Raw genomic sequence first — 24,390 nt, 5'->3', positions numbered from 1 at the left:
GCGGAGAAAGCGGCCATTGCATTCGAGTGCCTGAGGAGGCAGGATGGATGCTACCGACCCGCGAGTCGGTTCAACTCATCGTCGAGGAGACCCCATGGATTTCGAGCCGAGCGCACGAGTCACCGAACTGAGCGAAGAGCTCTGGTCATTCATGCGCGAGCACGTCTTGCCGGCGGAGAAGGAATGGGACGCGTACCTCGCCGAACACGGAGCGCACGAACACCCTCCGGTGATGGAGGAGCTCAAGCGCGAGGCCCGCGCTCGCGGCCTGTGGAACCTGTTCCTCCCCCGGCTATCGGGCCTCAGCCACCTCGAGTACGCGTCGCTCGCTGAGATCACCGGCTGGTCTCCGGTTCTCGCCCCGGAGGCGATCAACTGCCAGGCGCCTGACACGGGCAACATGGAGGTCTTCGACCTGTTCGGCACTCCGGCGCAGAGGAAGGAGTGGCTCGAGCCGCTCCTCGACGGCCGGATCCGATCCGCCTTCGCCATGACCGAGCCCGAAGTGGCGTCGTCGGATGCCACGAACATCAGCACCCGCATCGAGCGTGACGGCGACGAGTACGTCATCAACGGCCACAAGTGGTGGATCACCGGCTCCGCGGACGAACGCTGCTCGATCTTCATCGTCATGGGCAAGACCGACCCGGATGCCGCCCCTCACCGCCAGCAGTCGATGGTTCTCGTTCCTCGGGGAACGCCGGGTTTCGAGATCGAGCGGCACCTCCCGATCTTCGGCTTCCAGGACCAGCACGGACACTCCGAACTGCGGTTCACCGATGTGCGCGTACCTGTCGCGAACCTCATCGCCGGAGAAGGGGATGGTTTCCTCATCTCGCAGGCGCGGCTCGGCGGCGGACGCATTCACCACGCCATGCGGGCGATCGGCATGGCGGAGCGCGCCCTCGCGCTCATGGTCGAACGCGCGCACAGCCGGGTCGCCTTCGGCAAGCCGCTCGCCGAGCAGGGCGTGGTTCAGGACATGATCGCCCGCTCGCGCATCGAGATCGACCAGGTGCGTCTCTACGTGCAGAAGACGGCGTGGCTCATCGACACCGTCGGTGCGAAAGAAGCCCGCACCGAGATCTCCGGCATCAAGGTGGCCGCCCCCGAGGTCGCCACCAATGTGATCGACCGGGCGATCGAGGTTTTCGGCGCGGCCGGCATCAGCAACGACACCCCGCTCGCGTACTTCTCCGCATGGGCGCGGGCGCTGCACATCGTCGACGGTCCGGATGCCGTTCACCGTCGCGCGGTCGCTCGCTCGGAGTTGCGGCGGAAGCCCGCCCACGTCGCGCCGGAGCCTGTGCCCGCCACCCGCTGAGCCCGGTCGCCCCTCCCCTCCCCGAAAAGCACAAACGGAACATTCAGGTAGAGCCACGTAAACTCGCCGGGTGCCTCTTCGCATCGCCCTGGTCAGTCTGCATACGTCTCCCGACGACGACCCAGGCGTCGGCGATGTGGGGGGCATGAACGTCGCGGTTCGGGCGACGGCCCTCGCGCTGGCCGCTTCCGGCCACGCGGTGGAGATTCTCACCCGTCGCTCCGAACGCGATGCACCCGCCTCCATGGACCTCGCCCCGGGGGCCACCCTTCGTCACCTCGATGCCGGACCCGCCGAGCGCCGCGTCAAGGGCGACCACGAGGCGTATATCGCCGAGTTCGCCCGCGCGATGCAGGCCCTCGGGCCGTACGACGTCGTGCACTCGCACCACTGGTTTTCTGGCATGGCCGCGCTGGACTACGCGGCGGCCCGCGGCATCCCGCACGTGCAGAGCTTCCACAGCATTGCCGCCGACCCGTCCACGCCGCTGTCCGACGGTGAACGCCCCGAGTCCCCCGGTCGGATGCGTGGCGAAGCGCACCTCGCGCAGGCGTCGGATGCCGTTCTCACGGTGAGCGCCGCCGAGCGCGACACGGTTGTGCGGCGGCTCGGCGCGTCCCCGGACCGGGTGGTCGTCGTGTCGCCCGGTGTCGACGCTGACCTCTTCTCCCCCGCTGCATCGCAACCGGCGCACCCCGGCTACGTCGTCGTCGCTGCCCGGCTGGAACCGCTCAAGGGCCTCGACCTCGCCATCGAAGCGATCGCGGCGCTGCCCGACGGCATCCGGCCGGAGCTCGTCATCGCCGGCGGACCGACCACCGGCCACGACGCCTACCCCGCTGAACTGCGGGAGCATGCCCGCGCGCACGGGCTGGCCGACGGCATCCGTTTTCTCGGTCCGCAGTCACGTGAGGACCTCGCCACCCTGCTCCGCGGCGCCCGGATGCTGCTCGTCCCGTCGCACTCCGAAACCTACGGGCTGGTCGCGCTCGAGGCTGCCGCGAGTGGCATCCCCGTCGTGGCGACGGCGTCGGGTGGACTGGTCGAAGCGGTCGAGCACGGCGTCACCGGACTGCTCGTCGACTCCCGGAATCCCGCCGCGTGGACGGATGCCGTGCGCCGACTACTCGAGGACGACGCCCTGTCGGCCCGGCTCGGCGCCGCCGGGCGCGCCCACGCGACGACCCAGACCTGGGATCGCGCCGCTGCGGCGACGGCCGAGGTGTACGAGCGCCTGGTTCGCGCTCGCGCCGGGGTTTCGGCGTGACGGGCGGCATCCTCGACGGCGTCTCTTCGGTACTGTTCGCGCATGCGCACCCCGACGACGAGACGCTCGCCTCGGGCGGGCTCATCGCGGACCTCGTTGCCCGCGGCGTGCGGGTGACGTTGCTGACGGCTTCCCGGGGCGAACGCGGCGAGATCGTCGCCGGTGCGCTGCCCGGCACCGGTGCGGATGCCCTCACGCGCGCCCGCGAGGTCGAGCTGGCGGGTGCGGTCGCCGCCCTCGGAATCGCGTCACAGTACTGGCTGGGCTCGGCGCCGGCCCGCGCTGCCGGGTTGACGCCCCGACGCTACCGGGACTCCGGGATGGAGTGGATCCGGCCCGGGCTGGCCGGTCCGGCCGGCGACGCGGATTCCGATGCCCTCTCGGTCGCGCCGCTCAGCGAGGTTGTCGACGACGTGGCCGCGGTGCTCGCTGCTGAACGGCCGTCGCTCGTGATCAGCTACGACTCGGGCGGTGGATACGGCCACCCCGACCACGTGAGAATCCGGGATGCCGCGGTGGCGGCATCCGCTCTGCTGGAGATTCCGTATGGCGAACTGCTCGAGGTGCCGGCCGCCGATGCGGAGTGGTTTGCGCTGTCGTCGCACCGCGCGGTGGTGACGGCGGCGCTGCGCTGCCACGCGAGCCAACTGACCGTGGTCGGCGACGACGTCGTGCATTCGGGTGGGCAGCGCGAGCCGATCGGCACGGATGTGGGGCTGCGGCTGGTGTCGCCGTTCGGTGTTCGAGTCGTGACTCCGCGGGGCGAGGCCGGAATTCTGGATCCGGGCCCGGCGCTGCCGCTCCCTCTGTGATCGGGCCTGCCGCTCAGCACTGATCACGGGTTCGACGGGCGCAAATCGACCCCAACGGCGCTCCTCACATCGATTCGCGCACACTGAACGCATCCAGCGCCCGCAAAGTCGTAGCTCAGATGACCGATTCGACGGGCAGTGGATCCTTCGGCCCAGGCGGCGACTCGACCACCGCGATCGCGTCCTCGAGAGTGAGATATCCAGGAAAGTTGTAGCGGGCGAAGCGCCCCGTCGGATCGTCGTTCGATTGCGGCATCCGCACGCTCGACCGTCGCAGCACCTCGGTGAGCAATCGCGCGGTCTCCGGAGCGAGGAGCTGGTCTTTCGCGTCGCGAAGCCGAACGATGACTTGGGGGCCCTTCGTCACGCCGACCTGAAACGTCAGTATCCGCGACCCTCTCTTCGGCGCCGCGAAGAGCCGGGCGAAGTCGATGTCGACGAAGGATGCCGTGTAGCGTCCGGTCCGGATCTCGCCGGTGTCGAAGTTGACCCACGGCTGCGGGAATCGCAGGTGGATGAAGAGAGCGACCGCCGCGACGAACGCGCCGAGGACGAGAACGGCGACCGCGATGGCGAGTGGCCAATCGACGCCGCGGAGGAACTGGGCCGTCACAAATGCAGCGAGATAGCCACCGATGGCGATCGAGGGCCCGATCTTCTGTGCGAGTCCCATCGACCACTTGTGCGGACCGAGGCGGGCCCAGCCGGTCGGGAGGGGCGCGGCGACGACGTCCGTGGCATCCGCGCTGTCGTCCGACATGAAGGGAGACTAACGAACGCACGGGGTGCAGCGCCATGGGGCCCCCGGCCGGCGTGGGGCTCAGCGCATCCCGTAAGCCCGCCGAATGAAGCGGTCGAACCCACGGTCGGGCAGGACCCGGTTCAGGAAGAGGATGAACCGCGCGCCGCCGCCGACCGCGTACCTGGTGCGCGGCTTCGCCGTCGTGACGGCCTTGCCGATGGCTGCGGCAACGACGTCCGGGCCTGACGCGATCCGGTTCGCATTCGCCCCACGCAGCGCCCGCGCCATCGCCGTGACTTGGCGGCTGTAGGCGGAGCCCGCACTCGACGCCTCCAGGGTGTCGGCCGAGATACCGGACCATTCCGATCGAATCACCCCCGGCTCGATCACCACCACCTTCACGCCGAACGGCGCCACCTCGACCCGGAGGCTGTCGCTGAGTCCCTCGACGGCGAATTTGGTTGCGTGATACCAGCTGCCCAGCGGTTCCCAGATCTTGCCACCCATCGACGAGACGTTGACGATGTACCCGTCCCTGCGCGCCCGCATGTGCGGCAGCACCAGCTGACTGAGCCGGGCCAGCCCGAACACGTTGACCTCGAACTGGCGCCGCGCCTCGCTCAGCGGCACATCCTCGAGCGCACCGTACGAGCCGTATCCGGCGTTGTTCACGAGCACGTCGACCCGGCCAGCCTCGGCGATCACCCGGTCGACGACCGCGACCATCGACGCGTCATCGGTCACGTCGACCGAAACGGTGCGGATGCCACGCGCCGCGAGGTCCGACATCCGGTCGACGCGTCGCGCTGCGGCATAGACCGTGAAGCCGAGGTCAGCGAGGTGTCGTGCCGTTTCGGCACCGATCCCCGATGAGGCACCGGTGACGAGTGCGACTCTGCCCGTGTTGGATTCCATGCCTGATGCTAGCCCGCCCGGCCTCGGCTGAACCGAACGATTTTCGCTCTACGGCTAGATCAACTCCAGCCGCACGTCGACGGGCTCTCCCTCGCCGATGCCCTCCGCCGCCCGCACCGCCTTCTTCACCGGAAGAATGTACGCCCCGACCTTGCTGTCGGGAAACACGGACGTGTCCCAGGTCGAGCCGCCGACGGTGACGCGCACCTTCACCGCTCCGAAGCCACGTGGCATCCGCGGCCGGTCACGGATGTCGTCGCTCACCTCACCGGGCACGGTCACGAAATACCAGGCGGCGTTTCCGCTCCACGCCCACAGCGGTGCGGTGAAGCTGACCTTCACGCGCTACTCGACCGGCGCCGCGGGCAGACCTGCACCCAGCGGTCCTCGCGGTTCGATTCCGCTGCGCACCGCCGCGAGGCGCTCGGTCAGCGCCTGGACGATGGCGCTGCGATTGCCATGGGCCTCTTCGTACGCGAGCAGAGCCAGAAGCCCCTCGGCGTTGAGCGACTCCGAGAGATGGGGGTGGTCCCCCGCGTACGCTCCGGATGCCGACACGTCTGCTCGAACCATGGCGTCACGCATGGGACCCCTCCCCACTGATCGATGCCCCCTGGCACCTACTCAGGACCATTCAAGCCCTAACCACCGACACGGTTCAAGGCCTGGCACAATCGACATCACATCGTGAGCAAAATCTTGCCGGTGTGACGTCCCGAGTCGAAATGCTCGTGTGCTTCGACGACCTGCTCGAGCGGGTAACGCGCCTCCACCGCGGTGCGCAGGGTTCCCGCTTCGACCAGCGGCCAGACGTGCTCGGTGACCTCGGCCACGATCTGGGCCTTCTCAACGGCCGGTCTGGCACGCAGCGTGGTGCCCGTGACGCTTGCGCGCCGCGACATCAGCAATCCCAGGTTCAGTTCGGCTCGCGCTCCACCCTGCAGACCGATGACTACCAGCCGCCCACCGATCGCGAGGGCACGGATGTTGCGCTCCAGGTACGACGCACCGACCACGTCGAGCACCACATCGGCGCCGTGGCCGTCGGTGATCTCTCGCATCCGCTCGACGAAGTCCTCTTCGCGGTAATCGATCCCCGCCACAGCGCCGAAACCGCGGCAGTACTCGAGTTTCTCCGCACTGCCGGCGGTCACCACCGGGCGACCCCCGAACGCCGCGACCATCTGGGTGGCCATCGTGCCGATGCCTCCCGCGCCACCGTGGATCAGCACCCAGTCGCCGGCCGTGACCCCGGCGGTCATGAAGAGGTTCGACCACACCGTGCAGGCCACTTCGGGCAGCGACGCCGCTTCGACCAGGCCGATCCCCATGGGCACACGCAGCAGTTGCCCGACCGGCACGACGACATAGTCGGCATACCCGCCGCCGCTGAGAAGCGCACAGACGGATGCTCCCACCTCCCACCCCGAGACGTCCCGCCCGATAGCGGCGACCGTCCCACTGACCTCGAGGCCCGGGATATCGGGTGCCCCGGGCGGCGGCGGGTACACGCCGCGGCGTTGCTGCACGTCGGCGCGGTTCAATCCTGCGGCGGTGACCTTGACCAGCACCTCGTCCGGCCCCGGTTCCGGCCGCGGTCTGGTGACCAGACGGATCACCTCCGGCCCACCGGCGCCTTCGTATTCGACAGCCCGCATCGTCGTGGTCATTCTGCCTCCAGGTTCATCGGCTCCCCATGCTGTCATGCGGGGGTCCGATGGCGAGCCGCGGCCCGGCGGTACCCGCCCGATGCGGTCGTTCGAGGGACGCAAACTGCTGTTATCCAGGGTTTTTAGTAGCGTTTTGCGTCCCTCGAACGGCGACGGAGACGTTGCCGCCCCGATAGGGACCGGCACCCGCGTCCGTTTTCAGCGCCGCGACGACGGTAGCCCCATTGGCTGCAGCTTGCGCCGCAAGACGGCCGTCGAGTGGGCCGCCGTTCTCAGTCGCACGTTGCGGTATTTCGCGCCCCCGAGCATCCGTGAACCGACGGCGAGCCAGACGCACACCGCACGCTCGAGCAACCAGGCCGGCGCCCATAGCGCGCTCGTCGGGGGAAAGACACGGGTACCGCCCGCCCGCCGTCGACCCCATTCGGCGAGCGCCATCGCGACAGCGGCGATGCCGGCGAGACGGGCCGGGTGACGGATGCTCCACCCCAGCATCGGAAGGAGGGCGAGTTCGACGGCGAGGCGGCCCGGCTGGGCGAAGTCGTCGTACGCCTGACGCACCCGCTGGCGCCCGAAATGCACGGCGGTTGGCGGCACCCGGCCGATGAAAAGGTCGTCCAGCCGCCGCTCCCTGCCTCCTGCGGCGCGGATCGTCCGGATGAGTTCCAGGTTCTCGAACAGTATGTCGCCGGCGTAGCCGCCGAGATCGAGCAGGAGGTCGCGGTTCACCCCGATCGTGCCGGGATAGTCGGATGCCACGGCGCGGTTGAGCAGGCTGCGCGCTGTGTCCCAGCGGGCGTGCCAGGGCAGTGCGGTGAAGTAGTTCTGCGGCCTGACGAGGTCGGCGTCCTGCAGTGCGGCGATCATGCGTTCGAGGCCGGGGAGGTCGTAACGCACGTCGTCGTCGGCGAGGATCACTGCCTGGTGACGGGCCACGCGGAGGCCGGCCATCACGCCCGCAACCTTTCCGTTGGGCGTGCCGGGACCATCGAGTTTCACGTGCCGCACGAGGTCGGCCCAGAGCGCGTGGTTGGTAGCGAAGATATCGTCGGGCGAGCCGTCGACCACGGTGACGTCGAGGTGGTTTGCCAGGCCGGCGAGGTAGTCGGTGAGTTCGAGAGCATCGCCGGGGCGGTGCTCCGACCAACGAATCGGCAGCACGTATTCGGCGTCGAGGTGCACGTTGGGGGCGGGGCCGTGCGACCCCTGTCGCGTGGCTCTTCTCGTCTGGTCGGTGTCGGTGCTCATGCCCGACACTGTCCGTGCAGCGGTGCGGGCCGGTCAACCCCTTGTCAGCCTGAGCCGTTCATGACCCTCGGTCGCGCGCACGCCGAATGCCCGGCCGGCGTGAGCCGACCGGGCTATTCAGTATGCGTCAGACCTGCTGCGTTGCCAGCTTGCGGCTGCGCAGAGCGATGGCCGCTCCGCCCAACAGCATCAGGGTCGCGAACCAGAGCATGAGCCCGGCGGTACTCGAGCCGGTTTCCGCCAGGTTCGGCCCGGCGGATGCCGCCACTCGCGTGACAGCAGACGCCGACGTCACGCCGGTGGCGGAGTTACCCGCAGCGAACGAGCCGGCCGCCCCAGCGGGCACCGCAGTCGCGGACCCTGTGAGCACCGCGGGAGCACTCTGGATGCTCGAGGCGCCCAGGCTGCTCGGCGCCGTCGGAAAAGCAGGGGCAGTTGGCGTCGTCGGCGCAGTTGGCACCGTCGGGTTCACCGGCGCGGCAGGCACGGTCGGAACTGTCGTACCAACGACCGGTGCCGCCGGAGTCGAAGGACCGCTGCTGGGTGAACCGGTGGCCGAGTCGCCGATCACGCTGACCGCGTTACCGTCGACACCGATTGGTGCCGTGACCACTGGAGCAACCTGAGTTCCGCCGAGCACGCTGTCATCACCCGACGTTGTCGAATCCGAGGAACCAACCGGTGCCGAAGGGGCACCAGCCGAAGAACCTGTAGTCGCCGAGTCGCCGATCACGCTGATCGCGTTACCGTCGACACCAACCGGAGCAGTGACGACCGGAGCAACCTGGGTACCACCGAGCACACTGTCATCACCCGACGTTGTCGAATCCGAGGAACCAAACGGTGCCGAAGGGGCACCAGCCGACGAACCCGCAGTCGTCGAATCGCCGATGACGCTGACCGCGTTACCGCCGACACCGATTGGTGCCGTGACGACCGGAGCAACCTGCGTCCCACTCAGCACACCGTCATCACCCGACGTTGTCGAGTCCGAGGAACCAACCGGTGCCGAAGGGGCACCAGCCGACGAACCTGTAGTCGCCGAGTCGCCGATGACGCTGATCGCGTTACCGCCGACACCGATTGGTGCCTTGACGGCCGGAGCAACCTGCGTCCCACTCAGCACACCGTCATCACCCGACGTCACGGAATCTGACGAACCAGCGGGCGTCGACGCCCCTCCGGCCGACGTGCCGCTCGTTGCGCCTGACGTCGCCGAGTCGCCGATCACACTGACCGCGTTTCCGCCCACCGTTACCGGAGCGGTCACGGTCGGCGCCACCTGGCTTCCTCCGGCGATGCTGTCGTCACCGCTCGTGGTGGCCGAAGTATCACCGCCAGGGGCTGAATCCGACGCTGGAGTGGCGGCATCCGTCGAAGCGGAGTCGCCGAGGACGGCGACGGAGTTGCCACCGATCGTCACCGGAGCCGACACGACCGGGGCGACCTGGGTGCCTCCACCAACGCTGTCATTCCCCGATGTTGACGCATCAGAGGCAGTGGGGGCGGGTGCAGCCGGAGTGGAGGCATCCGTCGAAGTTGCATCGCCGAGGACGGCGACCGAGTTGCCGCCGACGGTAACCGGAACGCTGATCACGCCGGTGACCTGGCTACCGCTCGCGATGCTGTCGTTTCCGGAGGTCGACGAGCTGGCGGGGACGGACGCCGGAGCGCTGGCGCCAGAGGCGGATTCCGACTGGGAGTCCCCGAGTACGCTGACGGCGTTCCCGCCGATGCTCGCGGGGATCGATACCGCCGTGTCAACGAGGGTGCCCGAAAGCACACCGCCGTCACCGGAGGTATCTGCGGCCTGAGCCGCCGTGGCGCCGAGGAGAGTGAGTCCTCCGGCTAGGAGGACACCGTACAGGCACCTCGCGGTTGTTCGATTCATGGTCTTACTCCTCAAAAGTTGAATGACGGATGCCCCTCCACAGGTTGGGAGGAGAGTGTTCGTTTCCCACAGAATTCGCGGGGCGAACCGTCGTCAGTCAGGAGTAGAGGAGAGTTCCAGTGCGAGGGGCGAGGGAAGTACGTCGTTCTCAGCACGGGAAAGGAGGGCACCTGAGATCAGCGCCATCGAGAAGGAGGATGCAAGTTCTGCTGCAGAGGGCGGGCCGGATGGTCCTCCCGCTGCTGCGAAGCCACTTGCGGGCGGGGTGCTCGGCAATGCCGAACTCCCGTTCTCCGCCGGACCCCGGGGCACCGAGTCCGGATGAGGCCGGGCGGACGCTGCGGGGCTGACGCCCAACCCGGAGTTCAGTGTGGCGGCCCACGATGAGATCGCGGCCGCGGAGAAAGTGTATGCCGCCGGTCCAGCCACGGCGAGCGCGGACGCTGCGCGGTCACCCGGCGCGACGAACGCCTCGGACACCGACGTCGTTGCCGCGCCATGAAGGCCGGCGGACGGCGGGCTGGTAGCGGCTGGGCCGTCCAGCGACGGCAGGCCGGGAACGGAAGGAAGTGAGGGCAATGTAGGAAAGACACCGTCGGTGACCGGCGCGGTTACACCGATAAGAACATCGTCGACAAGCGCAGTGACGGGAGCCGTCACGTCGGCGAGCGGTGCCTCACCGAGCAGATCGGAGACTTTGGGTAGCCGATCGGCAGCGGGCAGGGCCTCGACAACGGAGCCGACCGTTGCGGCCACGGGGCGGACGATGGGCGCGACCTCGGCGGCGACCGGCGCGACAACCGGCGCGGCGACGGTGTCGATCGCCACGGCCACTGGCGCAACCGCGCGCGAGACCGGCTTCGACGCCACGACGTCGGCGACCGGGGCCACCGTGGACCGGACAGCTGGCGCGACAGCGGCTACGGGCGCGTCGAGAACGATTGCGGCGTCCGTCACCGGGGTCACCGCGGCCTTTGCGACATCGGTCAGTGGGGTCACCGCGGTATTTGCGACATCGGTCAGTGGGGTCACCGCGGTATTTGCGACTCGCGCGCTCCCCAGGAACGCATGCGAATCGGCTTCGTCAGCGCGGGCCGAATTGGTGCCGACGAAGAGGCTGATGCAGATCCAGACGGCGGCGAGGCCGAGCGAAAGGAGGATCAGCCGGGCTGGCGCGAGAAAGTCAGACCGTGTGCCGTCCATGACTTCACCCCCCCGTGCGTCAGTGATGAAACTCTGTCATGCGAGAAAAGATCGGCAACGCCCTTGCGGATACACCCGCGGCAGGTCTACGTTGCATCCTTCACCTTCTGGCGTGCTTCACCTCGGAGCAGCCATCGGCAACACGCGAGTCGGTTGCACATCCCTCGACCGGGTGACATACCGTGGAGGCATGCCACTTCTCAGCCGGCTCGCTCGCCCGACCGCCCTGGCCCTCGCCGGCCTCCTCGCGCTGACCGCATGCACGGCAAGCGCCCCGGGAGGCACCGCAAAAACGTCCCCGGACGCGGCGGTGAAAACCTCGAACCCGGATGCCGCGCTGACTGTCGTCGACGCGGCGAACGACCGGGCGGCATCCGTCGCCACGAGTCGGGAATTGTTCGATTCCTCCCCACTCGCCATCGTCGCCCCGACCGGTGACGCGGTCACCCAGGAGCTGGCCGCGCGCACCGCGATCGGCCTGGGAGTGCCGCTGCTCATCGGCGACGCAGCAAAGGGAAAGAAAGACAAGACGACCGGCACCGAGGCCGAGACGGACCCGAGCAGCGCCGTACCAGGCCCGACCGCTGACCCGACGGACGCACCGGAGACGAACGACGCCGACGCGCTGGAAGCCGAGCTGGAGCGACTCGGGACCACCACCGCCCTATTCATCGGCAAGGTCCAGCCGCCGGCTGAAGACGACGAGTCAGGCCTCACCGTCGAGCGCGTGAAGGCCACGGACGCTGCCGTCGAAAAGGCAACCGGCCTCCAACTCGAGAAGTCCACCGCCCAGGACCCCGCGGGTTTCGCCGCCACCCTCGTCGCGCACGAACCGGCAGAGGCCGACGATTCAGGTGAGTCCAAGGCGGCGCCGATAGCCCAGCCCAAACGGGCGTCGCCCCTGGACGACACCGTGGCGCTCGCGATCGACGGCCCCGCCCAGCTCGCCTCTATCGCCACGGCGCGGGCCGCTGGTGTCCCGGTGCACCTTCTTCCCGAGGCGTCACCGAATCCGCAGGCGCACGCATCCGTCATCGACGCCCTGCACGCGTCGACGACCACGAAGACCCTCGCCATCGGAACCGCCCTCGCCACTCAGCCGGCCTTGGACTGGAAGGTGCGCACGGCCAGAAGCGGCGTGCAGCTGCCGGGTGGCGGTCAACTGCTGTTTCCGCAACATCAGTTCGTCGCGCTGTACGGCACGCCCAGCACGGGTGTCCTCGGCGTGCTCGGCGAGCAGAACGCCGAGGCTTCGGTTCAGCGCGCCCGCGAACACGCAGCCCCATACGCCGCCCTCACCGACAAGACCGTTGTACCGATGTTTGAGATCATCGCGACGGTCGCGGCAGCCGGAGCCGGCAAGGACGGCAATTACTCCAACGAACTGCCGGTCGAGGAACTGCGCCCGTTTGTCGATGCCGCAGCCGCCGCAGGCCTGTACGTCGTGATCGACCTGCAGCCGGGACGCACCGACTTCCTCACCCAGGCGAAGCAGTACCAGTCGCTCCTCGAGCTGCCCAACGTCGGGCTCGCCCTCGACCCCGAGTGGCGTCTCGGCCCCGACCAGGTTCCGCTCCGGCAGATCGGCACCGTCAGCGCAGCGGAGGTCAACAGCGTGACCACCTGGCTTGCCGACCTGACCAACGAGAAGGGGCTCCCGCAGAAGATGCTCGTGCTGCACCAGTTCCGGACGGCCATGATCTCCGACCGCCTTTCGCTCGACCTCACCCGGCCCGAAGTGTCCATCCTCATCCACGCCGACGGGCAAGGCGGCCAGGGCGACAAGCAGGCGACGTGGGCGAACCTGCACCGCGACGCTCCGCAGGGCATCGCGTGGGGCTGGAAGAACTTCTACGACGAAGACCTCCCGATGCTGTCACCCGAGCAGACGATGAGTTCGGTCTCCCCCGCCCCCGACCTGATCACGTACCAGTAGGGCCGTCGACACGGGTGCCGTACGCTCGTGCCATGAACCAGCCCGGGAGTGACCATGCGACCCACTGACGCGCTCGACGAGATCGCCTACCTGCTGGAACGCGACCTCGCCTCACCGTTCAAGACCAAGGCGTTTCGCGCCGCACTCGTCACGATCGCGCCGCTGAGCGACGACGAGATCGCCGCCCGCGTCGCCGACGGCCGCCTCAAGCGCACCAAGGGCATCGGCTCGACCACGTACACGGTGATCGAGCAGGCCGTCGCCGGCAGCGTCCCCGACTACCTCGCCGACCTCCGCGAGAGGATCGGTGGCCCGGTCACCGACACCGGCCAGGCCCTACGGGCGCAACTCAAGGGCGACCTGCACAGCCACAGCACCTGGTCAGACGGCACCACCGACCTCGCCTCAATGGCGCGCACCGCCGAGCGGCTCGGCCACGAGTACCTGGTGGCGACCGACCACTCGCCGTCGCTCCGGGTCGCGAACGGACTCAGCACCGAGCGCCTCGAGCAGCAGCTTCTCGAGCTCGACGACCTCAACGCGTCGTTCGACGGCTTCCGGATGCTCACCGGCATCGAAGTCGACATCCTCCTCGACGGCGAACTCGACCAGTCCGACGAGGTGCTCGACCGCCTCGACCTCGTGGTCGCCAGCGTCCACTCGAAACTGCGGATGGACTCGGCCGAGATGACCGGACGGATGCTCGCGGCCATCCGGCATCCGCAGTCCAACGTGCTGGGCCACTGCACCGGTCGCCTCATCCAGGGCAGCCGTGGCACGCGACCGCAATCCACCTTCGACGCGGCCAGGGTCTTCGCCGCGTGCGCCGAGAACGATGTCGCCGTGGAGATCAACTCCCGCCCCGAGCGGCAGGACCCGCCCGACGACCTGCTCGCGATCGCGCGCGACGCCGGATGCCTGTTCAGCATCGACAGCGACGCGCACGCCCCGGGACAACTCGGCCTCATCGATCTGGGCGCCGCGCGGGCCGAGGCGCACGGCATCCCGGCCGAGCGGATCGTGACCACCTGGCCGGTCGACCGCCTGCTCGAATGGGCCGCCTGACCGTTCGACCCGCGGCACCCGTCGACGCGATCAGATCGACATCACCCGGCAGACGGCCCCGGTCGGGTCGGTGAACGTCGCGATGCGGCCGTACGGGGTGTCGGTGGCTTCGTCCTTGATCGTCGCCCCGAGTTCAAGGGCTTGGGCAACCGTCGCGTCGACGTCCGACGACCCGAAGTACACGGCCCAGGTGGGCGGCTCACCGGCGAGCATCTGGGCGGCGTCGTAAATGCCGCAGAGCTGCTGGCCGTCTTTCTCGAACACCATGTAGCGGAAGTCATCGCCGGTGTCCTCGTTCTTGAGGGTCCAGCCGAACGCCTTCTCGTAGAACTCGACAGCCTTGTCGAAGTCGGAGGCGAGCAACTCACACCACACCGGAGCGCCATGCTCCCGTTCCACCTGGTACCCCGTGTGCTGCCCCGACTGCCAGTAGCCGACGGTGGCGCCGGTGGCGTCGGTCGCGAATCCCATCACGCCCATCTCCGGAACGCTCATCGGCTCAAACATGTTCGTCCCGCCGGCCTCGGCGATCGCGGCGGCGGTTTCGGTGGCATCCGTCGTCAGGAGGTACACGGACCATGTGTCGGGGTAGGGCGCGTCGTCCTGCTTCTTCATCGCCCCGGCAACGCGCCGATTGCCTGAGTTGAAGCTGACGTAGCCGCCGTAGAGCACTTCGTCGCCGGTTGCGGCGTCCCAGCCGAAGAGGGCGCTGTAGAACTCCTGCGACCGGGCCGGGTCGGAAGTGGTGAGTTCGAGCCAGCAGGGTGCGCCGGGAGTCGTGACCGTGATGTCAGGCATGGGGTGTCCTCTCGTTCGACGTGAATGGCGAGATCAGGGTACGCCGCCGCTCGACGGGTCGGCTAGGGGTCAGGCGCCGTTCGCAACTGCGGAAAATCGCTGGCTGCAAGCCGTTATGCGCCCGTATCGGCCCCGTCGGCGCCGGATCTCCGAGGTTGCGAACACTGCGCCAGCGCATGGCAGGCTGGAGGGATGCTGCTCACCCCGGATTCCGCATGTTAGGCGACGAGGCGGTCGCGTTCCTCCGCGGAACGACCGAAGGCACCCGCGTCGTCGTGCGGCATCAGCTTGCCGACGGTCAGGCGACGGATGCTCTCGGCTGGTTCCTCCGCGCCGACGACACTCACTGCGCGGTCGCGACGAAGCGCGGGCTCGAGACCATTGCCTTCAGCGCGGTGATCGCTGCCAAAGAGGTGCCGCCCCCGCCGGAGCCGCGGAGTCGGCGCCGCGCCGAGGTCTGACCGGGACTACCTCCCGGCGACCGCCACCCGGCCGATCGAGTCCCGCCGCACCAGCGACGCCGGAAGCCGGACCGTTGTCTCCTCCGGGGTCTGCCCGCGCATCAGTCGGATGAGGACGTCCGCGGCGGCAACGCCAACCTCGTAGATCGGCTGCGCCACGACGGTCAACGGCGGGTTGGTGAGCGCAGCCCAGTCGAAGTCATCAAAGGCGACGACGGAAACGTCCTTCGGAACCTGAATCCCGAGTTCACGCAGCGCGAGCAGCACGTTGAGAGCGACGAGGCTGTCCGACATGAGGATAGCCGTCGGCGGATCGCTCAGCGCCATGAGGTCAGCGATCACCGCACGGGTCTTTTCCAGGCCGTCCGCACCGTATCGAATCAGGTCGGGCGTGGCGGGGATGCCGATTTCCTCGAGTCCTTCGAGGATGCCGACCAGGCGATCTGCCACCGAAGAAACTCCGAGCGGCAGCCCGCTGTAGCGATCCCCGTCGGTCCCCAGGGCGGAGACGAAGGCGATACGCCGATGCCCATCGTGAATGAGGGCGGCTGTCGCCGCGCGTGCAGCCGGGGCGATGTCGACACCGACGGAGAATGCCGGCAGGCCTTCCACCTGCCGGTCGAGGAAGACGAGCGGACGGCCTGAATCGAAGACGTCGCGCAGGTGGTCGACCCGATAAGCGGATGCCGGTGCGACGATCATTCCGTCGACCCGCTTGTCGAGGAGCAGCCGGACGGCATCGACTTCAGCGTCGACGTCTTCCGATGTGTTCACGAGGATGATGTCGTAGCCGGCGCGCTTTGCGGCATCCGAAATCCCGCGGAGAGCGAGCGCGAAGTAACCGTTCTCGATGTCACCGACGACGACGCCGACCGTCTTCGATTTTCCGGTGTTCATGCTGCGGGCAAGCTCGTTGGGGCGGTATCCGAGCGCCTCCGCGGCGGCAAGGATCCGGTCACGGGCGTCGTCACTGACGGCGCCGTAGTTGCCCAGAGCGCGGGACGCCGTCGCTTTCGCCACGCCTGCCTCCCTGGCGACGTCGGCGACGGTCACTTCCCGACGACGTTGTGATGAAGCGACCATGTTCGCCCTTTCCGAAAAATGGGTGTTGACACCCTTGCGGGGTCGATGTAGGTTCCTTCTCAAGCAATTGAGTCCGGACTCACTTTAGCAAATGAGTCCGGACTCACCGCAAGACCCAAAACCCATCAGCATCCAGAGCCACAGAGCTGTCGCTCAACGGCCCAGCAACCCGACCCACCTCGATTGGAACCGCCGTGAAGTACCAAGTCATTCGTCGCAAGGCTGCGATCCTCGCAGCCGCCGCTGCTGTCGCCCTCACCCTCTCCGCCTGCAGCGGAGCAGGCGGGGGAACCGGGGGCGGAGCAGCAGCAAGCAGCACCGACGAGAACCCCTACAACCTGATCACCCCCGGCGAGATTCGCGTCGCCAGCGTCGGTGACATCAAGCCCTACACGTTCACCGACGCCAAGGGCGAGTTCACCGGCTTCGACGTCGAGCTGTTCAAGGACGTCGCGGACCGTGTCGGCATCGACAAGGTTGTCTTCACGGGACAGGATTTCTCCAGCCTCTTGGCCGCCGTCGCCAACAAGCAGTACGACGTGGGTGTGGCCGCGATCGGCATCACCGACGATCGCAAGCAGACTGTCGACTTCAGTGACGGATACCTCGCCGGCTACCTCACCATCCTCAGCACCGAGGGCTCCTCGGTGAAATCAGAGGACGACCTCGACGGCAAGCGCCTGGGCGTCGTGCAGGGCACCCTCCAGGAGAACTACGCCGTGAAGAACTTCCCCGACACCGAACTGGTGCGATTCCCCGACAACAACTCGGCGATCTCCGCGCTGAACACCGGCACTGTCGAGGCGCACTTCCTCGACTACGAGTCGGCGAAGGCATACATCGAACAGTTCGGCCTCGTCAGCGTCACCGACATCCCGTCCTTCGACGCCCCGGCCGGGTTCGCCGTCGCCAAGGGCAACACCGAGCTGGTGGAAGCCCTCAACGAGGGTCTCGCCGAGGCGATGGAGGACGGAACCTGGAAGGAACTCTACGAGAAGTGGTTCCCCGGTTCTCCGATGCCCGAGCAGTACCTGCCGAAGGCCGAACAGACGTCGACCCCGACGCCTGAATCCTGATCGCTGCGGGTATCCGCGTGACCTCACGCGGATACCCGCACCACCCTCTACCTTTCACGACTGAGAGAATCCCATGGACTGGTTCGACAACATCGTCAAAACCTTCTTCGACTTCGAGGCGATGATCGTCGTGCTGCCGCAATTGCTCGGCACCGGCCTCGTCAACACCCTCATCATCTCCATCGCAGCCACCGTCATCGGTGTCGTTCTCGGCATGATCGTGGCCGTGATGGGGATCTCCACCTCACGGTGGCTGCGCATTCCGGCGCGGATCTACACGGACATCTTCCGGGGGCTCCCGGCCATCCTCACCATCCTCCTCATCGGGCAGGGCTTCGCGCGGTTCAGCCAATCGCTGTTCGGTCCCTCCCCCTACCCCCTCGGCATTCTCGCCCTGAGCCTCATCGCCTCGGCCTACATCGGCGAGATCTTCCGTGCGGGCATCCAGAGCGTTGACCGCGGCCAGCTGGAGGCGTGTCGCGCCCTCGGCATGAGTTACGGGAAGGCGATGCGCCTTGTCGTCGTGCCCCAGGGAATCCGGCGAGTTCTGCCGGCGCTCGTCAACCAGTTCATCGCGATCGTCAAGGACTCCAGCCTGGTCTACTTCCTCGGGCTCCTCGTGAGCGAGCGTGAACTCTTCCGCGTCGGCCAGGATGCCGCGGTCCTCACCGGAAACCTGTCGCCGCTCGTGATGGCCGGCCTCTTCTACCTGATGATCACCATCCCGTTGACGCACCTCGTCAATTACTTCGACAACCGGTTCCGCACCGGGCGACGCAAGGCCACACCGCCGAAGAGCGGACTCGACGAAGTCGACGAACTTCAGCCGCAGACGCCGGTCGCCCTGACCTATGGGAGCAACACATGACGTACACATCGCCCGTCCCCGTCACCGACGGAGTCGTCTACCAGGGTTCCAGCCTCGAGCTGGTCGACCTGTCCATGGCCTACGGAGACATCGACGTCATCCGCGGGGTCAGCCTCAACGTTCCACCGGGAACGACCACCTGCATCATCGGGCCGTCCGGCTCCGGCAAATCGACGCTGCTTCGCGGAATCAACCGGCTCCACGAACCGAAGAGCGGCAATGTGCTTCTCGCGGGCGAAAGTGCGCTCGCGGTGAAGCCGGACATCCTTCGCCGCCGGATCGGCCTCGTCTTTCAGCACTTCAACCTGTTCCCCGATCACACGGCCCTCGAGAACGTGGCGCTCGCCCTTCGCACCGTCAAGGGTCTGGGCAAGCAGGAGGCACTTGACGTCGCCGCCGACCGCCTCGCTGAAGTCGGGCTGGCGGACCGGGCGCACCACCGCCCACGCGACCTGTCCGGAGGCCAGCAGCAACGGGTTGCCATAGCCCGCGCCCTGGCCATGGAACCAGAGGTGATGCTCTTCGACGAGGTCACGAGTGCGCTCGACCCCGAACTCGTGAAGGGCGTGCTCAACCTCATGGCCTCCCTCGGCCAGCGGGGCATGACGATGGTCGTCGTCACGCACGAAATGAACTTCGCCCGGCGGGTCGCCGACCAGGTCGTGTTCATGGACGCGGGAAAGGTGGTCGAGGCCGGACGCCCGGAGGACCTCTTCGACAAACCGAAGAGCCCGCGGCTGCGGCTGTTCCTGTCGGAGGTGCTCTAGTGGCCCCGATCCGAACGGCCATCATCGGTTTCGGGACCTCCGGTCGCGTGTTCCACGGTCCGCTCCTCGCCGCGAACCCCGAATTCTCGGTCGACCTGATCGTGACGTCGGACCCGGTGAGATCGGATGCCGCGCGGGCGCAGCATCCGACGGCCCGCGTCGTCCCCACCGTCGACGACCTCTTCGACCAGGCGGGCGACCTCGATCTGATCGTCATCGGCTCGCCGCCGAAGACCCATGCCGAAATCGCTCTCCGCGCGATCGACGCCGGACTGGCCGTGGTCGTCGACAAACCGTTCACCGCGACATCCGCCGAGGGCCGAACCGTCATCGACCGGGCTGTCGCGAAGAACGTTCCCCTCACCGTGTTCCAGAACCGACGGTGGGATGCCGACTTCCTGACCCTCCAGGACCTCGTCGCCGACGGCGCCCTCGGCGACGTGCACCGCTTCGAGTCGAGGTTCGAGTGGTGGAAGCCGACACCGTCGAAAGAATGGAAGGCGACGACGACGGCGGACCACGGAGGCGGCATCCTGTTCGACCTCGGGACGCACCTTCTCGACCAGGCGCTCCGGTTGTTCGGGGAGGTCGACGAGATCTGGGCCGAACTGGACGTACGGAACCCGCGCAACAGTGCCGAAGACGACGCCTTCGTCGCGCTGCGGCACGTCTCCGGAGCGCGAACGCACCTGTGGATGAGCTCGGTCGCCGGGCAGGGCGGCCCACGCTTCCGCGTGCTGGGCTCTCAGTCCGCGTACACCAAATGGGGCCTGGATCTGCAGGAAGCCCGACTGGTCGGCGGCGCCTCGCCCGCCGACCCCGATTACGGCGTCGAACCGGAATCGGCGTGGGGACAGCTTGGAATCGGCGCAGACGCCGTCGGCGTGCCCGCCCGGCGCGGGTCGTACGACGAGTTCTACACGCTGCTGGCGGATGCTCTCCTCCGCGGCGACCCGCTCCCGGTCGACCCGCACGATTCGCTCCGGGTCATCGAACTGATCGAGCGGATCCGGGCGGTCGCTGCCGACCCGCGCAGCGCAGACCCTGCCCCGGCGACCTCCTCTGCATCCTGACCACACCCGCATCACACCGGCGTTGTCAGCGCCTCCACTCTTCTCTCACCACGAAGGACATCATGACAAACCCCACTTCCTCACCCCGCGTCGTCGTCATCGGCGGCGGAGTCCTCGGCGTCTCGACCGCCACCCACCTGGCCCGGGCGGGGGCATCCGTCACCCTGCTCACCGAGTCATCGATCTCGTCCGGGGCATCCGGCCGGTCACTGTCCTGGTTGAACTCAGCCGGTGAACGTTCACCGGAATATCACGCACTGCGGATGGCCGGCATCGATCGCTACCGCACTCTCGGGCAGAAGCTCGGCGACAGCCGCTTCCTCCGTTTCGATGGCGGCCTCACCTGGGCGTCCCCCGGTGAAAGCTATGCGGGCCGGTACCAGCACGAGCGTTCCATCGGCTACGACTCCATCTGGCTTCGGCCCGACGAAATCGAGCGGTGGACACCGGGTGTGGATGCCGCGTCGGTGAATCCGGAAGGCGCGATCTTCAACCCCGGTGAGGGTTGGGTGGACCTTCCTTCGCTCATTGAGCACCTGCTGACCGAATTCCGTGCCGCCGGCGGCGCGGTGCACGACAACGTCGGCCGCGTGACGGTCGAGACTGCGAACGGCCGCGCAACCGGCGCGCGAACCGCGGCAGGCGATGTGCACGACGCGGATGCCGTTGTCCTGGCGACAGGTCCGTGGGTGCCGGGCGCGCTCGAAGAACTGGGCGTGCGGGTCGTAGACCAGACGCCCATCTCCCTCCTGCTCACAACGCGGGCAGTCGAGACCGACCTCCGGGCGGTGCTCAACACCCCTCGTGTGGCCGTGCGCCCCACTCCGAACGGCACGCTGGTCCTCGACTCGGGCTGGTCTGAGGAGGAGGTCGTCGACCTGGGCAACGGGTCGTACCAGGTGAACGACGACACGATTGCGGGACTCCTGGCCGAAGCATCCGCCGTGCTCGCCGGCCACCCGTCGCTGGAACTCGACCGCTATGGCGTCGGCCCGAAGCCCATTCCCGGCGACGGCGAACCCGTGGCCGGGCAGGTCGAGGAGATCCCCGGGCTGCACGTGCTGTTCACCCACAGCGGCGCCACCCTCGGGCTGATCCTCGGGGAGCTCGTCGCCCAGGAGATCGTCAGCGGCACGCCGAGCCCGCTGCTGCGCACGTTCCGTCTCTCCCGCTTCAGCGTTCCGGCCCCGTAGCGGCATGCCTCCTCGCATCGTCGCAGTCGGCGACAACGTCGTCGACTGCTACCTCGACCGCGCCCTGATGTACCCGGGCGGGAACTGTGTGAACGTCTCAGTCTTCGCTGCGCGCTTCGGTGCGGACACCGCCTACATCGGAGCGGTCGCGAACGACCCCGCCGGGTCGCTGCTGCGTGCCGCGCTTGCTGCGGAGGGCGTCGACCTCCAGCGGCTACGGATCGAGGAGGGCCAGACGGCGTACTGCGTGATCGGCAACGTCGACGGGGACCGCGTCTTCCTCAGCTCAGGTAAAGGCGTGTCAGAGATCGAACCCGATACAAACGACCTCGAGTTCGCGGAATATTTCGACGCCGTGCATGTGGGATTCTCCAGCGGCCTCGACGACTCCCTCGCTGAGTTCTCGCGGGCCACGCGCCTCTCGTACGACTTCTCGACGCATCGGGAGGCCCGCCACGTCGCATCCGTCGCGGGCCTGTGCTTCCTGGCCTCGTTCTCGGGTGGTGATCTGACTGAGGCCCAGCTCCGGGAACTGCTCGACACCAGCGCGGCTGCCGGCGCCGAGTGGACCCTCGTGACCCGCGGTGATCGGGGAGCCATTCTCGCGAACGCCACCCAGACCTGGCTGTCGGCCGCGACGCCGACCAGTGTCATCGACACCCTCGGGGCCGGTGACACGTTCATCGCACGGGTCCTGGTCGGGCTGCTTCGCGGCGAGGATCCGAGTGCATTCCTCCCGGATGCCGCGGCGGCGGCGGCCGCGACCTGCACCCGGCCGGGTGCGTTCGGTTTCGGAACTGACCTCCAACTTCCCCTTCACATCACCTCATAGCAACAAAAGCAAGGAGCACACCCATGACAAATGGAACCTATGTCGGTCCGTCGCCGGTCGCACCGGCACCCGCGAACATCTCCGCCACCCAGACCCACGCGCTCGGTCTCTGGGACTCGATCGACGGGTTCGTCTCCGGACTCGAACAGACGCCCACGCGGGTGTTCTGGGTCGGGGCCGGCGGGTCGCTCGTCGGTCTCCAGGCTGCGCAGTACGTGATGGACCGCGACTCCCTCATCCCGTCCGTCGCCATCAATTCCGACGAGTTCTACTTCCGCGCGCCCGCCAGCGTCGGACCGGACTCGCTTGTCGTCGTACTGTCGGGCACAGGCAACACGCCCGAGACCGTGCGTGCTGCTGAATGGGCCACTTCGCGAGGTGCGTCCGTCGCCGCCGTCACACTCAAGCAGGACGGACCGCTGGCGCAGACCGTGGAAACGGCGTTCGTCTCGCAGTCGGGTGAGGGCAACCAGATCGTCCTCCAGCTTCTCGCGCTGGCGATTCTCCGGCGTGAGGGAGCTGACGTCACCGGCAGGCTGGACGCCCTGCGGGCCCTCCCAGCGGCGATCGACGCGGCGATCGAAGGCTTCGAGGGCCAGGCCGCTCAGATCGCCGAGGACATGAAGGACGTTCCCGTCACCTACCTGATCGCCTCGGGCCCGCTCGTCGGACCCGGCAACACCTTCACGAGCTGCTTCCTCCAGGAGATGCAGTGGATGCACGCGGCCACCATCAACGCGGACGAATTCTTCCAGGGACCGTTCGAGGTCTTCGACGCCGAAACGAGGAGCATCGTGTTCCTGGGCGAGGACGAAACTCGTCCGATGGCCGAACGCGCCCAGCGGTTCCTCGACCAGTACAGCGGCCAGACGCACTACGTCGACAGCCGAGACCTCGACCTGCCGGGCGTGCCCGCCGACCAGCGGGCGTTCGTCGCTCCGGTCGTGTTCTACACACTCATGTTCCGGCTTGCGGCGCACTACGCCGCCGTCCGCGGCTATGCGCTCGAGGGCCGACGTTACATGTGGCAATTCGCGTACTAGGACTCACAAAGAAGGGCGGGACGGAAGTGAGTCCGTCCCGCCCTCGTGTGGCGCAGCATCCGTCAGGGTCAGACCGAGACCTTCGCGAGCAACTCGTCGAGTCGCTCGTAGCCGTCGTTGACGCCCTGTTCCATGCCGGACTCCGCCATGCCGTCACGGGCTTCGAGTGTGGGGTACACGCTGTGCCCGATCACCCGCGTGCGGCCGTTGCCGAGGTCCTCGAGCTTCTGTGACTCGAGGCTGACGACGCCGGGGAAGCCCTCGAACTCGAAGGTCTGCACGATGCCCGACTCGATCGACGCCGAGTGCACGACGCCGTTGAACCAGTACTCGTCATCGCCGTCGCGGTGCACGTAGCGGTAGCTACCGCCGGGGCGCACGTCCCAACGGTCGATCTCCATCTCGTAGCCCCGCGGTCCGAGCCAGTTCTTGACGAGCTCAGGGTCGGTGTGTGCCCGGAACACGGCCTCGACCGGAGCATCGAACTCGCGAACGATCTCGATGAACGGCAGTCCTTCCGGAATGGTGATGGTGGTGGGGTTCGTCATTTCTCTTCCTTTCTTTTCTGTGGGGTGGTGACTTCTGTCATGCCGGCCAGGACGGCGTCCAGCCGGCGGAAGCTTGATTCGGTGGTGAGCCGATAGGTGTCGATCCAGGCGGTGAGCTGCTCCAGCGCTTCGGGCACCAGGTGCGCGGGCCGGCGCTGAGCGTCTTTCGAACGGCCGATGAGCCCCGCCAGTTCGAGCACCTGAATGTGCTTCGACACCGCCTGTTTCGAGATCGCGAACGGTTCAGCGAGTTCGTTCACCGTCGCCGGGCCGCGACTCAGGCGGGCGACGATCGCCCGGCGTACCGGGTCCGCGAGGGCCATGAATGCGCGATCGAGCCGGTTATCGGCATCCGTCGTAGGATTCATGGTCAACTAACTCCTTGATCAACTAACTGATTGATAATGTAACCGCGGATGCTCCGCTCGGCAAGCCCTGAATCCCACTTTTTTCTCGGCATCCGTCGCGCCACTTCGAACGCGAGAGAAGGTGCAACAGACCCCCTCCCGGCGGGGCCGGACGCTCGCTACCCTAGGCCGAAACGGGACCCGACCTCGCACATCACTGGAGAGAAG

Annotated in this window: 25 protein-coding genes; 13 read left to right on the top strand and 12 right to left on the bottom strand. The window is 67.6% G+C overall.

Annotated features, from left to right (window positions below):
* Nucleotides 1-94 precede the first annotated feature (94 nt).
* From ABIE24_RS06700 to ABIE24_RS06690, 3 genes are all read left to right on the top strand, one after another.
* Nucleotides 95-1,324 (top strand): acyl-CoA dehydrogenase family protein, encoded by a 1,230-nt coding sequence (locus ABIE24_RS06700; protein WP_354497994.1) that lies wholly within the window; start codon nucleotides 95-97, stop codon nucleotides 1,322-1,324.
* Between the two features lie 70 nt (nucleotides 1,325-1,394).
* Entirely contained in the window at nucleotides 1,395-2,591 is a 1,197-nt protein-coding gene (locus tag ABIE24_RS06695) for a glycosyltransferase (protein ID WP_354497992.1), read from the top strand.
* Nucleotides 2,588-3,403, top strand: a complete 816-nt coding sequence (locus ABIE24_RS06690; protein ID WP_354497990.1) for a PIG-L deacetylase family protein — start codon at nucleotides 2,588-2,590, stop codon at nucleotides 3,401-3,403. The genes ABIE24_RS06695 and ABIE24_RS06690 overlap by 4 nt, the downstream gene beginning before the upstream one ends.
* A gap of 115 nt (nucleotides 3,404-3,518) precedes the next feature.
* Here ABIE24_RS06690 and ABIE24_RS06685 read toward each other — a convergent pair whose 3' ends face one another.
* The 8 genes from ABIE24_RS06685 to ABIE24_RS06650 all read right to left on the bottom strand — a co-directional run bounded on the left by ABIE24_RS06685 (nucleotide 3,519) and on the right by ABIE24_RS06650 (nucleotide 11,072).
* Nucleotides 3,519-4,163 carry a hypothetical protein gene (locus tag ABIE24_RS06685; RefSeq protein ID WP_354497988.1) on the bottom strand — a complete coding sequence of 215 codons (645 nt, stop codon included), beginning with the start codon at nucleotides 4,161-4,163 and terminating at the stop codon, nucleotides 3,519-3,521.
* Nucleotides 4,164-4,223: 60 nt separating this feature from the next.
* A complete protein-coding gene (locus ABIE24_RS06680; protein ID WP_354497986.1) occupies nucleotides 4,224-5,060 on the bottom strand; it encodes an oxidoreductase in 837 nt (278 codons plus the stop codon).
* A 54-nt stretch (nucleotides 5,061-5,114) separates the two neighbouring features.
* Nucleotides 5,115-5,402, bottom strand: a complete 288-nt coding sequence (locus ABIE24_RS06675) for a DUF1905 domain-containing protein (protein ID WP_354497984.1) — start codon at nucleotides 5,400-5,402, stop codon at nucleotides 5,115-5,117.
* A 3-nt stretch (nucleotides 5,403-5,405) separates the two neighbouring features.
* The gene (locus tag ABIE24_RS06670; RefSeq protein ID WP_354497982.1) at nucleotides 5,406-5,645 is read right to left on the bottom strand and encodes a DUF8129 domain-containing protein; all 240 of its coding nucleotides are present in this window, start codon (nucleotides 5,643-5,645) and stop codon (nucleotides 5,406-5,408) included.
* A 95-nt stretch (nucleotides 5,646-5,740) separates the two neighbouring features.
* Nucleotides 5,741-6,730 carry an NAD(P)H-quinone oxidoreductase gene (locus ABIE24_RS06665; protein ID WP_354497980.1) on the bottom strand — a complete coding sequence of 330 codons (990 nt, stop codon included), beginning with the start codon at nucleotides 6,728-6,730 and terminating at the stop codon, nucleotides 5,741-5,743.
* A 198-nt stretch (nucleotides 6,731-6,928) separates the two neighbouring features.
* Nucleotides 6,929-7,978: a glycosyltransferase family 2 protein gene (locus ABIE24_RS06660; protein ID WP_354497978.1), complete on the bottom strand. Its 1,050-nt coding sequence runs from the start codon at nucleotides 7,976-7,978 to the stop codon at nucleotides 6,929-6,931.
* Between the two features lie 127 nt (nucleotides 7,979-8,105).
* The gene (locus tag ABIE24_RS06655) at nucleotides 8,106-9,869 is read right to left on the bottom strand and encodes a beta strand repeat-containing protein (RefSeq protein WP_354497976.1); all 1,764 of its coding nucleotides are present in this window, start codon (nucleotides 9,867-9,869) and stop codon (nucleotides 8,106-8,108) included.
* Nucleotides 9,870-9,962: 93 nt separating this feature from the next.
* Nucleotides 9,963-11,072, bottom strand: coding sequence for a hypothetical protein (locus ABIE24_RS06650; protein WP_354497975.1), 1,110 nt, complete (start codon nucleotides 11,070-11,072; stop codon nucleotides 9,963-9,965).
* Nucleotides 11,073-11,262: 190 nt separating this feature from the next.
* Here ABIE24_RS06650 and ABIE24_RS06645 point away from each other — a divergent pair, with 190 nt between their 5' ends.
* Together ABIE24_RS06645 and ABIE24_RS06640 are read left to right on the top strand one after the other, a co-directional pair.
* Nucleotides 11,263-13,008 (top strand): hypothetical protein, encoded by a 1,746-nt coding sequence (locus ABIE24_RS06645; protein WP_354497973.1) that lies wholly within the window; start codon nucleotides 11,263-11,265, stop codon nucleotides 13,006-13,008.
* A 54-nt stretch (nucleotides 13,009-13,062) separates the two neighbouring features.
* On the top strand, nucleotides 13,063-14,073 hold the full coding sequence (locus ABIE24_RS06640) for a PHP domain-containing protein (RefSeq protein WP_354497971.1): 1,011 nt from the start codon (nucleotides 13,063-13,065) through the stop codon (nucleotides 14,071-14,073).
* 30 nt (nucleotides 14,074-14,103) lie between these two features.
* On the opposite strand, the gene ABIE24_RS06635 is transcribed toward ABIE24_RS06640, so the two are convergent.
* Complete coding sequence (locus ABIE24_RS06635; RefSeq protein WP_354497969.1) at nucleotides 14,104-14,871, bottom strand: VOC family protein; 768 nt, start codon at nucleotides 14,869-14,871, stop codon at nucleotides 14,104-14,106.
* Nucleotides 14,872-15,086: 215 nt separating this feature from the next.
* Between ABIE24_RS06635 and ABIE24_RS06630 the strand changes: the two genes are divergently transcribed.
* Nucleotides 15,087-15,332 (top strand): putative acetyltransferase, encoded by a 246-nt coding sequence (locus tag ABIE24_RS06630; RefSeq protein ID WP_354497968.1) that lies wholly within the window; start codon nucleotides 15,087-15,089, stop codon nucleotides 15,330-15,332.
* A gap of 6 nt (nucleotides 15,333-15,338) precedes the next feature.
* Here ABIE24_RS06630 and ABIE24_RS06625 read toward each other — a convergent pair whose 3' ends face one another.
* Complete coding sequence (locus tag ABIE24_RS06625; protein WP_354497966.1) at nucleotides 15,339-16,415, bottom strand: LacI family DNA-binding transcriptional regulator; 1,077 nt, start codon at nucleotides 16,413-16,415, stop codon at nucleotides 15,339-15,341.
* A gap of 194 nt (nucleotides 16,416-16,609) precedes the next feature.
* Between ABIE24_RS06625 and ABIE24_RS06620 the strand changes: the two genes are divergently transcribed.
* The 7 genes from ABIE24_RS06620 (at nucleotide 16,610) to ABIE24_RS06590 (ending at nucleotide 23,267) form a co-directional block, all read left to right on the top strand.
* Complete coding sequence (locus ABIE24_RS06620; RefSeq protein WP_354497964.1) at nucleotides 16,610-17,491, top strand: ABC transporter substrate-binding protein; 882 nt, start codon at nucleotides 16,610-16,612, stop codon at nucleotides 17,489-17,491.
* A 73-nt stretch (nucleotides 17,492-17,564) separates the two neighbouring features.
* The gene (locus ABIE24_RS06615) at nucleotides 17,565-18,359 is read left to right on the top strand and encodes an amino acid ABC transporter permease (RefSeq protein WP_354497962.1); all 795 of its coding nucleotides are present in this window, start codon (nucleotides 17,565-17,567) and stop codon (nucleotides 18,357-18,359) included.
* Nucleotides 18,356-19,126 (top strand): amino acid ABC transporter ATP-binding protein, encoded by a 771-nt coding sequence (locus tag ABIE24_RS06610; protein WP_354497960.1) that lies wholly within the window; start codon nucleotides 18,356-18,358, stop codon nucleotides 19,124-19,126. Before ABIE24_RS06615 ends, ABIE24_RS06610 begins: the two co-directional genes overlap by 4 nt.
* Nucleotides 19,126-20,199 carry a Gfo/Idh/MocA family protein gene (locus tag ABIE24_RS06605; RefSeq protein ID WP_354497958.1) on the top strand — a complete coding sequence of 358 codons (1,074 nt, stop codon included), beginning with the start codon at nucleotides 19,126-19,128 and terminating at the stop codon, nucleotides 20,197-20,199. The genes ABIE24_RS06610 and ABIE24_RS06605 overlap by 1 nt, the downstream gene beginning before the upstream one ends.
* Complete coding sequence (locus ABIE24_RS06600) at nucleotides 20,193-21,392, top strand: NAD(P)/FAD-dependent oxidoreductase (protein WP_354498131.1); 1,200 nt, start codon at nucleotides 20,193-20,195, stop codon at nucleotides 21,390-21,392. Before ABIE24_RS06605 ends, ABIE24_RS06600 begins: the two co-directional genes overlap by 7 nt.
* Before the next feature lie 4 nt (nucleotides 21,393-21,396).
* Entirely contained in the window at nucleotides 21,397-22,224 is an 828-nt protein-coding gene (locus tag ABIE24_RS06595) for a PfkB family carbohydrate kinase (protein WP_354497956.1), read from the top strand.
* A 23-nt stretch (nucleotides 22,225-22,247) separates the two neighbouring features.
* On the top strand, nucleotides 22,248-23,267 hold the full coding sequence (locus ABIE24_RS06590) for an SIS domain-containing protein (protein WP_354497954.1): 1,020 nt from the start codon (nucleotides 22,248-22,250) through the stop codon (nucleotides 23,265-23,267).
* Between the two features lie 68 nt (nucleotides 23,268-23,335).
* On the opposite strand, the gene ABIE24_RS06585 is transcribed toward ABIE24_RS06590, so the two are convergent.
* Both ABIE24_RS06585 and ABIE24_RS06580 read right to left on the bottom strand, forming a co-directional pair.
* The gene (locus tag ABIE24_RS06585) at nucleotides 23,336-23,815 is read right to left on the bottom strand and encodes an SRPBCC family protein (RefSeq protein ID WP_354497952.1); all 480 of its coding nucleotides are present in this window, start codon (nucleotides 23,813-23,815) and stop codon (nucleotides 23,336-23,338) included.
* Nucleotides 23,812-24,183 (bottom strand): ArsR/SmtB family transcription factor, encoded by a 372-nt coding sequence (locus ABIE24_RS06580; protein ID WP_354498129.1) that lies wholly within the window; start codon nucleotides 24,181-24,183, stop codon nucleotides 23,812-23,814. The genes ABIE24_RS06585 and ABIE24_RS06580 overlap by 4 nt, the downstream gene beginning before the upstream one ends.
* Between the last annotated feature and the right edge of the window lie 207 nt (nucleotides 24,184-24,390).

The sequence above is a fragment of the Mycetocola sp. 2940 genome (assembly GCF_040548835.1).
Lineage (GTDB): Bacteria > Actinomycetota > Actinomycetes > Actinomycetales > Microbacteriaceae > Mycetocola_A.
Note: the sequence above shows the minus strand (reverse complement) of the source record. Positions and strands in the feature narration are given on the sequence as shown.